The organism is Mesorhizobium sp. ORS 3428 (genome assembly GCF_001854785.1).
Lineage (GTDB): Bacteria > Pseudomonadota > Alphaproteobacteria > Rhizobiales > Rhizobiaceae > Mesorhizobium.
Genome location: NZ_MDFL01000122.1, coordinates 39,664 through 53,072, shown reverse-complemented (window position 1 = coordinate 53,072; position 13,409 = coordinate 39,664). Strand labels below are relative to the sequence as shown.

The window sequence follows — 13,409 nt, the reverse complement described above, 5'->3', positions numbered from 1 at the left end:
CGGCGCAACATTTGGCTGCGGTGCAACATAGGGAGTGACCGACTGGAGTTTCCATGCTAGAAACACCGAAATGAATTACAATTCGTCCAAAACCGCATTGCCTGCATCGGGCGATCCGTTGACCGACATGCTGCGCGGATTGCGGCTCGACGGCGTCGACTACGGCCGCTGCGTGCTGGGCGAGCCATGGGCCGTTTCCTTCCCGGCGCAGAAGGCGGCGCGGTTCCATTTCATCGGCCAGCAGGGCTGCTGGCTGTTCTCGCCGGCCAGGGAATGGATCGAGCTTTCGGTCGGCGACGCGCTATTGATCCCGCGCGGCGACGAGCATGTGCTGGCCAGCGCGCCGGGCGTTCCYCCAGTGCCGATCGGGCGCTACACGATCGAGCCGGTATGCGAGAACATCTATGACGTCTCCAATGGCTGCGACGGCTGCAAGACCTTGCTGTTTTGCGGCAGCATGCACTTCAACCTCGATGGCTCGCATCCGCTGCTCGACATGATGCCCGACCTGATGCAGGCGCATAAGCTGATGGCGAATGYGCCGGGCATCCAGCATCTGCTCGACGCGATGGCCGGCGAGGTGACGATGGACCGCGTTGGCTCCGGCGGTATCCTTGCCCGCCTGGCAGACGTRCTTGCCGCCACCATCATCCGCTCCTGGGTGGAGAATGGCTGCGGCGACGCCACCGGATGGATCGCCGCCGTTCGCAATCCGGACGTCGGCAAGGTGCTCGCCGCCATTCACCTGCAGCCCGACCGCGACTGGACGGTGGAAGCACTGGCGCGATTGATGGGGGCGTCGCGCTCCVCCTTCGCGCAGCGCTTCGCCACCGTGGTTGGCGAGACGCCGGCTAAATACGTGCTGCGCGTGCGCATGCATCAGGCAAGGCAATGGCTCGCCCGCGACGGCATGAGGGTATCGGTGGCCGCGGCGAAACTCGACTATGATTCGGAAGCCTCCTTCAGCCGCRCCTTCAAGCGGGTGATGGGCGTCGCGCCGAGCCATCTGCGCAACACCGCAGACAGCGAGGACACTCCAGGCGCCTGAGCCCGGTTCCAGATGCCCTGGAGGAATTGCCAAGTCTTTTGGACGACGCGTCATTCTCCGCCGACCTGGACCGCATAAGCTGGGCGGCGGAGGAACCTGCCATGGCCAATCACCTTGCACCGCTCGCGCTCGCCGCGCTGACCGTCCTGCCGGGCCCGGCGCTTGCCCTTGAAGACAGCTACCTGCCAGCCGACAAGATCCCTTATGCCGTCGAGGCGCCGGACCAGCCGCAGCGCCTCGGCCCGCTATGGGGCGAGCGGGCGAAAGGTCCGGCCGGCACGCTGCTCAAAGTCCCCGGCAACTGGCGGGCGCCGGTCCACGCCCACACCGCCGACTACCGCGCCGTGGTCATCAAGGGGCTCTGGGCGCACTGGCAGATGCAGGGCGGCGAGGCGACCAAGGTCGAGCTGCCGCCAGGCTCCTACTGGACCCAGAAGGCCAACGAGATGCATGACGATGCCTGCCTGTCGGACACCGAATGCGTGATCCTGCTGATCAACGACACGCCCTACGAAACCTATCTGCCGAAATAGGCGAACGGTCGGCCGCGGTGTCTCCCGCGAGCGAAACGGCAGGCTCGTCAGCCGGCTYGATCGGATGTGGTGGGCCAAGCCGAAATGCCGGGCTGGCTGATCGTCGGCCGCTTCGTCACCCCAGTGAGCTACGCAGGCGAGTCACGTCGCAGCGACGGACCACGATCGACGACCCTTCCTCTATCCCTGCACCTCACTTGTGAGACGCGGCCGATCCATGGTCTTCACCTGCCGCGTGATGATGCCCTTCACCTTCGGAGGCTTCTGTCATCTGCTCGTATTCCGATTGCGACATTTTCGGTAGGCGGCGAACAAAGGCCACCATGGCCCAAAGCCCTTCCTGGTCGTGCGTTGGACCAAACGCYGGCATCCCGGTCATTTTTATTCCGTTTTGCAAAATCCAATAGAGCTCGGCATCATTCAGGGTGGCAGCGGCTCGCGTAAGGTCCGGCGGCCTGGGCCGCATGTTCTTGGCGAATTCAGCCGGAGACGTCCCCGGGCCACCGTGACAGTCGACSCAGCCTTCCTCCTTGTAGTGATGGCCACCTGTGCGGATCATCTCCGCATCGTCGAGCGATCGATCCGGGCTGACACCCTGGCCGGCGTGACGTTCAATAGAATTGTCCCGGATTGTCTTCAGCGACCAGCGGACGAAGCCCGGGTCCGGCTCGCTGGCAGCAACATTGTAGAATCCGACATAGATGTAGCCTGCCAATCCGACGATGATTRCTAGCAGGACAACAGCGGTCGTAGCCAATGTTCGCACGGTTTGACCCCGTGGCGGCAGGCGTCATCGCATATGCAAGTCGCCTGTATCGCGAACGCCTGGAGCCGCCAAATTATTCCGCGGCTTGTCATCACGACATCGCGAGCCGCGGCCAACGCGGTGGCAGTCGGCTGGTGTATCAACCAGGATCGAACGGGATTGCCTGGCGGGTCTGCCTCTGCAGATGGTTGGATCGGGCGAGGAACGCTGCGCGGTCGGGCCGAACGCCACGACGTGTCGCGCCACCTGATCCGAGGCGCGGCGAAGCAGCCGCTCCACATAGTCGCACGCTCTGCATGATTCAGCTTATGTCGAGTTCAATAGGTCGAAACACGTTCCGATTGTCCGGGCCATGCTCTATCCGGCGTGCCGCAGGCTGACCCCACTGCCCTTGTCGAACATCACCACCTTGTCCGGGTTCCAGGCAAAGCGGACCGGCTGCTCGATTTCGACGGCGGTCCTCGCCGGCACGGTGGCCTTCAACATCGTGTCGCCGACCCTCAACGTCACGATCTTCTCGACGCCGTGGTTCTCGACGTCATGGACCTTCGCCTCGATCGGCGCGCCGCTCTCCAGATAGACGTCTTCTGGCCGGACGCCGAAGACGAGCGGGCGACCGTCGGTCGCACCGCCCGTCTTGGCTCCCCCGCTAACCGGCAGTTCGAAATTCGTCGGCGTCATCACCGCGCGGTCATCGACCAGCTTGYCTTCGACGAGATTCATCGGCGGCGAGCCGACGAAGCTCGCCACATAGGTGTCGCGCGGATTGTTGTAGATCTCCTGCGGCGTGCCGGTCTGGACGATGCGGCCGTGGTTGAGCACGCCGACCTTGTCACCCATCGACATGGCCTCGATCTGGTCGTGGGTGACGAACAGGAAAGTGGCGCCGAGTTGCATCTGCAAGTTCTTGAGCTCCGTTCGCAGCGCCTCGCGCAGCTTGGCGTCGAGCGCCGACAGCGGCTCGTCCATCAGGAACACGCGCGGCTTGCGCACGATCGCCCGGCCGATCGAGACGCGCTGCATCTCGCCGCCGGAAAGCCGGTCGGTCTTGCGGTCGAGCAGGTGCTCGATGCGCAGCGTGCGGGCGGCGCGCGCCACGCGGTCCTTGATCTCGGCATCCGGCAGCCGCCGGATCTTCGGTTTCAGCGGGAATTCGAGGTTCTCGCGCACCGTGTAGCGCGGATAGAGGGAGTATTGCTGCAGCACCAGCGCCACGTCGCGCTCGGCGGCGCCCCATCCGGCGACGTCGACCCCGTCGATGAACACCTGACCCTCGGTCGGCTTTTCGAGACCGGCGATGAGGCGCAGCGTCGTCGTCTTGCCGGCGCCGGTCTCGCCAAGCAGCACGAAGAACTCGCCGTCGGCGATATCGAGGTTGAGGCCGGTCAGCGCGGCATGGCCGCCGAACTTCTTGGTGATGTGCTTCAGTTCGATATGGGCCATTACAGCCTTACTCCCAGCGACCTGCCGCTTGYGGTGTCGAAGAAATGCGCCTGCTCCGGATCGATGCGGGCATGGACCTTCTCGCCGGGCCCCGACACGTAGCCGGCCTTGGTGCGGGCGCGCAGCATCTTGGAGCCGACCTTGAGGTCGACAATGTCGAAGGAGCCGAGCGGCTCGATGATCTGCGCTTCGACCGGCATGTAGCCGGGCGCGGCATCGTGCCGAACGAGCACGCCCTCCGGCCGGATGCCGAGCGTCAGCCCGCCATTGGCGGCGTGGCCGTTGAGCCTGGACAGGAGCTTGCGCGGGAACTCGAACCCCGCCGGCGCGCCGCCGACCGTGACCTCTGCCGCGTTGCCTCCCTCGGCGACGCTGGCCTCGGCGATGTTCATCACCGGACTGCCGACGAATTGCGCCACGAACAGGTTGGCCGGATGCGAATAGACCTCGTCCGGCGTGCCGACCTGCTGAATGAAGCCTTCATGCATGATGACGATGCGGTCGGCGAGGCTCATCGCTTCGATCTGGTCGTGGGTGACGTAGATCGTCGTCGAGCCCTGCTTGACGTGCAGGCGCTTGATCTCGGCCCGCATCTCCTCGCGCAGCTTGGCGTCCAGCGCGCCGATCGGCTCGTCCATCAGCATCGCCTTCGGGCGCCGCACCAGCGCCCGGCCGATCGCCACGCGCTGCATGTCGCCGCCCGACAACGCCGACGGTTTCTTGTCGAGCAGATCGGTGATGCGCAGGATCCTCGCGATTTCGCGCACCGACTTGTCGACCTCGCCGCTGCTCATGCGTGTGGYGCGCAGCGGGAAGGCGATGTTCTCGAACACCGTCATGTGCGGATAGAGCGAGAAGGACTGGAACACCATGGCGATGTCGCGGTCGGCGGCCTTGAGGTGCTGCACCGCCTTGYCGTCGATCAGGATGTCGCCCTTGTCGATCGTCTCMAGCCCCGCTATCGCGCGCAGCGTCGTCGTCTTGCCGCAGCCCGACTGTCCAAGCAGCACGATGAACTCGTTGTCGGCGATGGCGAGGTTCAAATTGTGGATGACCTGGACGGCACCGAAGAATTTCTCGATGCCGCGAAGCTCGATCTGCGTCACTGCCGGGCCCCCTCATGCGTCGCGGCGCCGGATTCCTCGATGCGCTCCGGCGGTATCTTGGACGTGATGTTGAAGCCGATCAGCCCGATCAGGATGATCGTCACGCCATAGGAATGCAGGCCGAGGCTCCATGGCTGGCAGAGCGCGATGATGCCGAGCACCATGACGATCTGCGACGCCGGCAAAAGGTACTTCTCGTTGAGGGCGCGAAAACTCATTTGCGGATCGCTCCGAAAGTCACGCCGCGAAGCAGATGGTTGCGCAACAGGAAGGTGAAGATCGCRACCGGCAGCAGGAACAGGAAGGTGCCGGCAGCGATCGTGGTCCAGTCCGGCAGGCCGGAGCCGATCTGGCTCGGGATGAAGGGGGGCGCCGTCTGGGCTCGCCGGTTGGTCATGATGAGCGCGAAGGCRTATTCGTTCCAGGCGGTGATGAAGCAGAACACCGCAGTGGCGGCGATGCCGGTTGCCGCTTCCGGCAGCACGATCTTGAAGAAGGCCTGCATGCRCGTGTAGCCGTCGACAAGCGCCGCCTCCTCATACTCCTTCGGGATCTCGTCCATGAAGCCCTTCATCAGCCAGACCGAGAAGGACAGGTTGAAGGCGACATAGAGGATGATGAGGCCGATATGCGAGTCGTTGAGGCCGACGGCGCGGTACATCAGGAACATCGGGATGGCGACCACCACCGGCGGCAGCATGCGCGTCGACAGGATGAAGAACAGAAGGTCCGCCTCGCCGGCGATCTTGAAGCGCGAGAAGCCGTAGGCCGTGAACGTTCCCATGCCCACAGCAAGCACGGTGCTGACGATCGCCACGATCAGGCTATTCGTGAAGCGGTCGGGATATTGCGAAAGCTGCACGTCGGTGCCGACCTTCAGCACCCGCTCGCCACCGTCATAGATGCGCTTTTCCCACCAGGGCGCGGCCTCATAGACTTGCGGGTCGACCGTCTTCTGCATCTGCACGCGCTTGGTGAAGAGGCGGACGAAAGGTGTCACCTCCGGCTCGAAGAGGACGGTGGGCGGCACGCTGACGGYCAGTTCCTTCGGCTTGAACGCCGTCGAAGCGATCCAGTAGATCGGCGCCAGGAAGATCAGCGTCGCGATCAGCACCGCGACGATGGCGGCGCGGTTGAGCGCGATTTCGGAAGAAGTGCGGACGGCGGCCATCCTACCGCTCCTTCACCTTGTTGAGATACTTCACGTAAAGGTTGGTGATGGCCAGCACCATGATCAGCACGATGTAGGCCAGCGCGCAGGACTTGCCGGTGTCCCATTGCTGGAACGCCTGCTTGTAGAGCCGGATGGCGATCAGCTCGGCAGTCGGCTGGGTCGTCATCGTGTAGGCGATGTCGAAGGTCTTGAAGGCTTCCATGGTGCGGAAGATCAGCGCGATAAGAAGGATCGGCGAAACCAGCGGCAAGGTGATGCGGGTGAAGGTGTACCACCAGCTGGCGCGGTCGATCGCGGCAGCCTCGTAGAGGTGCTGCGGCACGGCTGAGAGGYCAGCGAGCGACAGCAGCATGACGAAGGGCGACCACATCCAGATGTCGGTGATCGCAACCGCGTAGAGCGCGCTGTCAGGATTGGAGAGCCAGGCGAAGTCGCCCAGGCCGAAGAAGTAATTGATCGGCCCCCAGGACGGGCTGTAGAGCAGCTGCCAGAACAGGCCGACGACCGCCGCCGACATCATCATCGGCAACAGCAGCAGCGTCGTGATCAGGCCCTTCATCGGAAAGCTGCGGTTGAGCAGAAGCRCAAGGCCGAAGCCCACGATCATCTGACCGGCCACAGAAACGATGACGTATTTCGCCGTGATGATGAAATTCGACCAGATATGGTCGTCGCTGAGCAGCTCTCGATAGTTCTGCAAGCCGACGAACTGCCAGGGCTCGCTGCGGTTCGCGGCGAAATTGGTGAAGGAATAGCCGAGCGAATAGATCAGAGGGAAAATGTTGAAGACGATCAGGAAAACCAGCGTCGGGATGATGAACATGTTGCGGATGGTCAAATCCGACCAGCCGCGTGYGGCGGCCCTGGATGCAGGATCAAGATGTGTGAGGGCTACCGAAGCCAACGGTCGTTCTCCCTGAAACAGGAATGCCGGAGGGGAAGCCCTCCTCCGGCATTCTGACTGCGATGCTTACTTGTAGCGATTGTATTTGGTGAACGTCGCCTTCCAGTCGGCGGCGGTCTTGTCGAGCGCTTCCTGGGCGGTGCCCTTGCCGCCGACAACGAACGGATAGATGTTCTGGTTCAGCTGATCGAGCACTTCGGCATATTCGGGCGTTGCCCAGAAGTCTTTGACCATGAACATCGTGTCGTAGAACGCCTTGTTGTAAGGCGTGGCGCTCTGGAAGGCTTCCGATTTCAGCACGGCCTGGCTGCAGGTGTAGCCGCCGAGTTCTGCCCACTTCTTCTGGGTCCCGTCCTTGATGAACCACTCGAGGAACTTCATCGCCTCGTCCTTGTTCTTCGAGTACGAGATGACGGAGATGCCCTGGCCGCCGAGGGCGGCGAAGCGCTTGCCGTCCGGGCCGGCCGGGTTGGCGAAGAAGCCGGTGACGTCGGCATAGGGGTTGGTGGCCTTGTTCACCAGCGGCGGGAAGAAGGCGAAGAAGTTCATGCTCATCGCGGCGAGGCCGCCGGTGATCGCCTGGTTGTCTTCCACGAAGAAGGTCTTGCCCCAGCCGGGAGGCGTGAACTTGTAGAGTTCCTTGTACATTTCGAGGCCGGCGGCGGCCTCTTTCGAATTGGTGATGCCGTCGACCTTGTAGGTTGCGTAGTCGCCGAGATCGCCGCCATAGCTGAAGATGGCGCTCTCGACGCCCATCGCCATCGCGTCATAGGAATTGTCGGTGTAGATGGCGATGCCRTAGCGCTTCTGGTCCGGACGGTGGAAGAACTCGGCGATGTCGCGCAGCTGCGCATAGGTCTTCGGAATGTCGAGRTCGTAGCCGTACTTCGCCTTGAAGGCTTCCTTCTCCTTCGGGTCCTCGAACCAGTCCTTGCGGTATGACCAGCCGATCGCATCGCCTTCCAGCGGGATCGCCCAGTACTTGCCGGAACCGCCGGGGTATTCGGCGTAGTATTTGATGGTCGCGGGCGCCATCACGTCATTGAGCTTGTGCTTGTTGAAGAAGTCGGTGAGGTCGACATAGTGCCCTTGCGTCGAACCGGCGCCGAGCCATTGCGAGTCGCCGACCACCAGGTCGTAGGCGTCGCCATGCGCGTTGAATTCGGTGAAGGCCTTGGTCTGGAAGTCCGGCCACGGCGTGGTCTGCACCGTGACCTTCACGCCGGTTTCGGCCGTGTAGTCATTGACGAGTTCCTGCAGATAGTTTGCCGGATCCCATTCCGCCCAGAAAATGGTGAGTTCCTTGTCCTGCGCGCGGACGGATGTCCCGCAGGCAAGCGCCAGCCCGATACCAGCGATCACGCTGGTCACTATCTTGCGCATAGCTTTTCCTCCCTTGTGCGCATTCTAGCTTGTCATGAGGGCCGACAGCGTGGTCGGCCCTGGTAGTTCCTCCGTGATGGCACTTCCGGCTTTGGGCCTCCTCGCCCGGCCGGAAAAACGGATCGCAATCCTCACTTTCGATCCGCTTTATGYGTCCTGATCTGGTATTACCAATTGAAGATAGCCGTCAAGCTCTTTCTTGGATGCTGAAAAGCAGCTCGATAAGCACATCGAGGCGGCATCTGTCTGTTTTCCCTTAATTTTCCTACTCATTGATATGCAGGGACTCTGTTCCCGGTGATACATCACAGTTACCGCTGGTAGCTGACTCCCCAATCTGGTCTAACCAGATTTGGGCTTCCCCGTCTTGGATGCCGACGAAACTTCAAGTGCTTTCGCTTCCGATTCCGCTATCGCTGCGCGCACYAGAGCGCCCGCCRCCCAGTCGGMGACCGACATCATCTCGCGGCTGTCCAGCCCCCATATGTCCTTCAGCAYGATCAGCACCTCGACGCCGAAGATCAGCGACAGCGCCTGGGTGAGACGCTTGAACTTGCGGGGCGGCAACCGACGCTTCAGCGGCGCGATCGCGTCCTTCAGGAGGTCCACGCGATGGCCGCGCTTGAAGGCGGGCTCGGAGCCCAGCGTGCCAGCCTGCTGCTTGGCCCACTGATCGAGCGAAAGCTTGAGCGCCGCCTTGAACGTCRCCTCGAAGGCCTCGATGCGCGGCAAGGAGGAGGCAAACAGCTCCGCCACCCGCCGCTCCGGATCGTTCGAAGCCGATTTCCAGGAAAGGATGGGGCCAAGCCCCTCATCGACGACCGCCTGCACCAGCGCTGCCTGGCTCGGGAAGTAGCGATAGGCGGTGGCGCGAGAGACTTCCGCCGCCTCGGCGACTTCGCTGACCGAGGGGATCACACCGGACTGCATCAGCCGCGTCGCCGTCTCCAGCATCAGGCGCTTGGTGCGCGCGCGCGGCCCCTTCTCGGCTGCCGGCGCTTGCTCGGCCTCGTCGTTGGAACCGGCTTGTTGACGTGAGACATCCATATCAATACGATACGCGCGTCTCAAAAAATTGCAATGGCCAGCGCCAGGCAAGAAGCGGCGAGCGGCAAGGCTGAGCGCGCCGCATGAGGGGAGCCCGGATGAAGCGTGTCTATGTGGTGGGCACCGCCGATACCAAATGTGAGGAACTCGCCTTCCTGGCCGATGCAGTCACTGCGGCCGGCGCTTCGGTCGCCCGTGTCGACATCGGCACACGAGGCGCGACCGCGCCGGTGGATGTCCCGGCAAGCGAGGTCGCGGAGCATCATCCGGATGGAGCGGGCGCGGTGCTCGGCATAGACGATCGAGGTATAGCCGTCGCCGCCATGGGCATTGCGTTTGCCCGCTTCATCCAATCGCGCGACGACGTCGCCGGCGTGATCGGCATTGGTGGCGGCGGCGGCACCTCCATCGTCACCGCCGGCATGCGCGCTCTGCCGCTCGGCCTGCCGAAGATCATGGTCTCGACGCTCGCTTCCGGCGACACCGCGCCTTACGTCGATGTCTCCGACATCGTCATGATGCCGTCGGTCACCGACATGGCCGGCCTCAACCGGCTTTCGCGTGTCGTGCTGCACAATGCCGCCCAGGCGATCGCCGGCATGGCCGCCAAGCCGGCGCCCGCCGCTGTCGGGAAACCCGCGCTTGGCCTGACCATGTTTGGCGTCACCACGCCATGTGTCACGGCGATCGCAGACCGGCTGCGCGCGGACTATGATTGCATGGTTTTCCACGCCACTGGCACCGGCGGCCGCTCGATGGAAAAGCTCGCGGACAGCGGCCTGCTTGCCGGTGTCCTCGACATCACCACCACCGAGGTCTGCGACCTCCTTTTCGGCGGCGTGCTGCCGGCGACGGAGGATCGCTTCGGCGCGATCGCCCGCACAAAGCTGCCCTATGTCGGCTCGGTCGGCGCGCTCGACATGGTGAACTTCTGGGCGCTGCCGACGATCCCCGAGCGTTATCGCGGGCGGCTGTTCTATGCGCACAATCCGAACGTCACGCTGATGCGCACCACGGCGGAAGAATGCCGCCGGATCGGCGAATGGATCGGCGGCCGCCTCGCCCGCTGCGACGGTCCGGTCCGCTTGCTGATTCCGGAAAAGGGCGTCTCCGCGCTCGACATCGAGGGCGGCGCCTTCTTCGACGCGGATGCCGATGCGGCACTGTTCGAGGCGATCGAGCGCACCATCAAGCCGACGAAGAACCGCACCGTGACGCGCCTGCCGCTGCACATCAACGATCCCGCATTCGCCAAGGCCGCGGCCGAGGCTTTCCTCGACATCGCCGAGAAGTGAGACGCGACAAGTATGGCAGCCATTCCGCGCAGGGAAATCTTGGAAAAATTCCGCAAGATGATCGCCGAAGGCGTGCCGATCGTCGGCGGCGGCGCCGRCACCGGCCTCTCGGCCAAGGCCGAGGAGGCCGGCGGCATCGACCTCATCATCATCTACAATTCCGGTCGCTACCGCATGGCCGGGCGCGGCTCGGCCGCCGGCCTGCTCGCCTATGGCAACGCCAACGAGATCGTCAAGGAAATGGCCTATGAGGTGTTGCCGGTGGTGACGAAGACGCCGGTGCTGGCCGGCGTCAACGGCACCGATCCCTTCGTCATCATGCCGCTGTTGCTTGCCGAGCTGAAGACGATGGGTTTTTCCGGCGTGCAGAACTTCCCGACCATCGGCCTGTTCGACGGCACCATGCGGCAAAGCTTCGAGGAGACCGGCATGGGCTTCGGCCTCGAGGTCGACATGATCGCCGAGGCGCACAGGCTCGATCTTCTGACCACGCCGTACGTCTTCCATCCGGAGGAAGCGCGCGCCATGACACGAGCCGGCGCCGACATCATCGTCGCCCACATGGGCGTGACAACCGGCGGTTCCATCGGCGCCACTTCGGCGAAGTCGCTCGATGCCTGCGTGACGGAGATCGACGCCATTGCCGATGCCGCGCGCTCGGTGYGCAGCGACGTCATCCTGCTCTGCCACGGCGGGCCGATCTCGATGCCCGACGACGCGCGCTACATCCTCGAGCGCTGCGAGGGGCTGCACGGTTTCTACGGCGCAAGTTCGATGGAGCGATTGCCGGCCGAGGCGGCAATCGCCAGGCAGACGGCGAATTTCAAGGCGGTCGCGATCGGTGCGTCAAAAGCCGTCGCGGAATAAGGAAGGATGAGGCAATGGCCGATAGGAGCAAAATGTTCGTCTACCCGAAGGATGTCAGCGCCTTCGGCTTCGACTGGGGCAAGCTGGCCCTCACCGTCGCGCCGGAAGTGAACGGCGCGGCGCGCTTTTCCGGCGGCGTTGTCGACCTGCCGCCCGGCAAGGGACATACCCGCCACAACCATCCGGGCGCGGAAGAGATCATCTTCGTCATCTCGGGCAATGGCGAGCAGATGGTGGAGGACGAGAAAGGCAATCCGGTTGTCGCCAAAGTCGGTCCCGGCTGCACCATCTACGTGCCGGAGAGCCGTTTCCACTMGACGCTCAACACCGGCGACAAGCCGATGCAGCTTTTCGTCGTCTACTCGCCTGCCGGACCGGAGCTGGCGTTGCGCGACCTGCCGGATTTCAGGCTGCTGCCGGCAGGCGGATGAGGGGCAGYGCCAGCCTTCGGCTTTACGACGCCCCGCCCCTGTTCCATCCCCGCCCACGGTCGCCGAACATCACATAGCCGGTATCGGTCACCGCGACAGTGTCTTCCAGCTTGATGAAGCCGCGGGTCGGGTGGAGCATGGTAGTCTCGACCGAGAGCACCATGTTCTTCTCCAGCGGCTTGGCGGCATAGGTGCCTTCATAGGTGACCGGATGATTGGTCATCAGGAACGGCGCCTCATGCGTGATCAGCCCCATGCCGTGGGCGAAGAAATCCGTGTAGGACGCGACTTGCGATGCCTTCAGCACGCTCTCGGCATGGGCGATCATGTCGCCGCCGAGCGTGCCCGCCTTCACTTTGGAGAAGGCCGCCTGCTGCACCGCCTCGACCTCGGCCAGCAGCTCCTCGAGCTCCGCGTCCGGCTCGCCAAGCACGCCCATGCGGCAGAGGTCGCCGATATAGCCGTGGAAGTTGCCGCCGGAATCGATCGACAGCACCTCGCCATTCTTCCACGCCTGGTCCGAGGCCGCGCGATTGTGGCTGGAGCCCAGCGTCAGCAGGCAATATTCGAAATGCGCGCCGCGATTGGTCTCCTCGCGCCGCAACCGCTCGATGATGTCGGTCTTGGTTGTGCCTTCGCGCGCCCAGGCAATCGTCGCCAGCATGGAATCGGTGATCAGCTCGGACGCGATGCGCAGTTTCTCGAGCTCGGCCTCGGTCTTGATGGCGCGCATGCGCTCCAGCATGTCGGTGGCATCGATTAGCTTCGCCTCCGGCAGCGCCTTGCGGATCAGCGTATAGGCGTCCGACGGGAGGAAGCCCGGCTCGATGCCGATGCGCGACGCCGCCTTGCCGATCTTCTGCAGATGCTCCACCGCAAGATTGGCGGCGTCGAGCGTGCCCCAGCAGGCGGCATGCAGTGTCGGCGTCCAGAACGGATGGTTCTGATGCTCACCGCCTTCCATGCGGTTGCCGATATAGGCCGCATGCTCCGGTCGGCCCTTCTCATAGAGGACGATCGGCAGGTAGCGGCTGTGGCCGATCGCATCCATCGCCGCGAAGAAGATGAACCTGTAGCCGCCGAGCAGATATTGCGTGTTGTGCTTGGAGGTGGCGAAGAGCACGTCGATGCCGGCCTCCTCCATCAGCCGGTCCACCCGCGCCTGGTCGAACGGGATGCCGCTCACGCTGGTCGGAGCGATGTTCATCTTTCCCTCCCTGATTTGCCCAGCCGCGTAAGCGGCCAAATGTCTTGACCACGGTCGTCGGCCAAATCTGCACCATCTCGGCCATTTTGGTCCAGCCAGAATTGATCAAGTTCGGCCAATGTCACTCTCCTACGACAGCATACAGCCGCTCGCCTTCCAATCTGGCCCTACCAGGCAGCCCGACCGCAGCCCGAACATTGCTGGT

At 63.4% G+C, this 13,409-nt stretch carries 14 protein-coding genes; 5 read left to right on the top strand and 9 right to left on the bottom strand.

What is annotated here, in order from left to right; genetic code table 11:
- Positions 1 to 70 precede the first annotated feature (70 nt).
- Both ORS3428_RS17960 and ORS3428_RS17955 read left to right on the top strand, forming a co-directional pair.
- On the top strand, positions 71 to 1,048 hold the full coding sequence (locus ORS3428_RS17960; RefSeq protein ID WP_071099634.1) for an AraC family transcriptional regulator: 978 nt from the start codon (positions 71 to 73) through the stop codon (positions 1,046 to 1,048).
- A 101-nt stretch (positions 1,049 to 1,149) separates the two neighbouring features.
- Positions 1,150 to 1,581, top strand: a complete 432-nt coding sequence (locus ORS3428_RS17955; RefSeq protein ID WP_071099680.1) for a DUF4437 domain-containing protein — start codon at positions 1,150 to 1,152, stop codon at positions 1,579 to 1,581.
- 193 nt (positions 1,582 to 1,774) lie between these two features.
- Here the strand turns inward: ORS3428_RS17955 and ORS3428_RS17950 are convergent, their stop codons facing one another.
- The 8 genes from ORS3428_RS17950 to ORS3428_RS17915 all read right to left on the bottom strand — a co-directional run bounded on the left by ORS3428_RS17950 (position 1,775) and on the right by ORS3428_RS17915 (position 9,404).
- The gene (locus tag ORS3428_RS17950; protein ID WP_131802914.1) at positions 1,775 to 2,296 is read right to left on the bottom strand and encodes a c-type cytochrome; all 522 of its coding nucleotides are present in this window, start codon (positions 2,294 to 2,296) and stop codon (positions 1,775 to 1,777) included.
- A gap of 408 nt (positions 2,297 to 2,704) precedes the next feature.
- The gene (locus tag ORS3428_RS17945; protein ID WP_071099632.1) at positions 2,705 to 3,790 is read right to left on the bottom strand and encodes an ABC transporter ATP-binding protein; all 1,086 of its coding nucleotides are present in this window, start codon (positions 3,788 to 3,790) and stop codon (positions 2,705 to 2,707) included.
- Positions 3,790 to 4,896 (bottom strand): ABC transporter ATP-binding protein, encoded by a 1,107-nt coding sequence (locus tag ORS3428_RS17940; RefSeq protein ID WP_071099631.1) that lies wholly within the window; start codon positions 4,894 to 4,896, stop codon positions 3,790 to 3,792. The genes ORS3428_RS17945 and ORS3428_RS17940 overlap by 1 nt, the downstream gene beginning before the upstream one ends.
- The gene (locus ORS3428_RS17935) at positions 4,893 to 5,114 is read right to left on the bottom strand and encodes a hypothetical protein (RefSeq protein ID WP_071099630.1); all 222 of its coding nucleotides are present in this window, start codon (positions 5,112 to 5,114) and stop codon (positions 4,893 to 4,895) included. Before ORS3428_RS17935 ends, ORS3428_RS17940 begins: the two co-directional genes overlap by 4 nt.
- Complete coding sequence (locus tag ORS3428_RS17930; RefSeq protein ID WP_071099629.1) at positions 5,111 to 6,067, bottom strand: carbohydrate ABC transporter permease; 957 nt, start codon at positions 6,065 to 6,067, stop codon at positions 5,111 to 5,113. Before ORS3428_RS17930 ends, ORS3428_RS17935 begins: the two co-directional genes overlap by 4 nt.
- A gap of 1 nt (position 6,068) precedes the next feature.
- Positions 6,069 to 6,974, bottom strand: coding sequence for a carbohydrate ABC transporter permease (locus ORS3428_RS17925; protein WP_071099628.1), 906 nt, complete (start codon positions 6,972 to 6,974; stop codon positions 6,069 to 6,071).
- 66 nt (positions 6,975 to 7,040) lie between these two features.
- Positions 7,041 to 8,357, bottom strand: coding sequence for an ABC transporter substrate-binding protein (locus ORS3428_RS17920; RefSeq protein ID WP_071099627.1), 1,317 nt, complete (start codon positions 8,355 to 8,357; stop codon positions 7,041 to 7,043).
- A gap of 342 nt (positions 8,358 to 8,699) precedes the next feature.
- On the bottom strand, positions 8,700 to 9,404 hold the full coding sequence (locus ORS3428_RS17915; protein WP_071099626.1) for a TetR/AcrR family transcriptional regulator: 705 nt from the start codon (positions 9,402 to 9,404) through the stop codon (positions 8,700 to 8,702).
- Positions 9,405 to 9,502: 98 nt separating this feature from the next.
- Here ORS3428_RS17915 and ORS3428_RS17910 point away from each other — a divergent pair, with 98 nt between their 5' ends.
- The 3 genes from ORS3428_RS17910 to ORS3428_RS17900 are packed head-to-tail and all read left to right on the top strand — an operon-like array spanning position 9,503 to position 11,997.
- The gene (locus tag ORS3428_RS17910; protein WP_071099625.1) at positions 9,503 to 10,699 is read left to right on the top strand and encodes a Tm-1-like ATP-binding domain-containing protein; all 1,197 of its coding nucleotides are present in this window, start codon (positions 9,503 to 9,505) and stop codon (positions 10,697 to 10,699) included.
- Between the two features lie 12 nt (positions 10,700 to 10,711).
- Complete coding sequence (locus tag ORS3428_RS17905; RefSeq protein WP_071099624.1) at positions 10,712 to 11,566, top strand: phosphoenolpyruvate hydrolase family protein; 855 nt, start codon at positions 10,712 to 10,714, stop codon at positions 11,564 to 11,566.
- A 14-nt stretch (positions 11,567 to 11,580) separates the two neighbouring features.
- Positions 11,581 to 11,997, top strand: coding sequence for a cupin domain-containing protein (locus ORS3428_RS17900; protein ID WP_071099623.1), 417 nt, complete (start codon positions 11,581 to 11,583; stop codon positions 11,995 to 11,997).
- 22 nt (positions 11,998 to 12,019) lie between these two features.
- On the opposite strand, the gene ORS3428_RS17895 is transcribed toward ORS3428_RS17900, so the two are convergent.
- Entirely contained in the window at positions 12,020 to 13,204 is a 1,185-nt protein-coding gene (locus ORS3428_RS17895) for a M24 family metallopeptidase (RefSeq protein ID WP_071099622.1), read from the bottom strand.
- Positions 13,205 to 13,409: the final 205 nt, after the last annotated feature.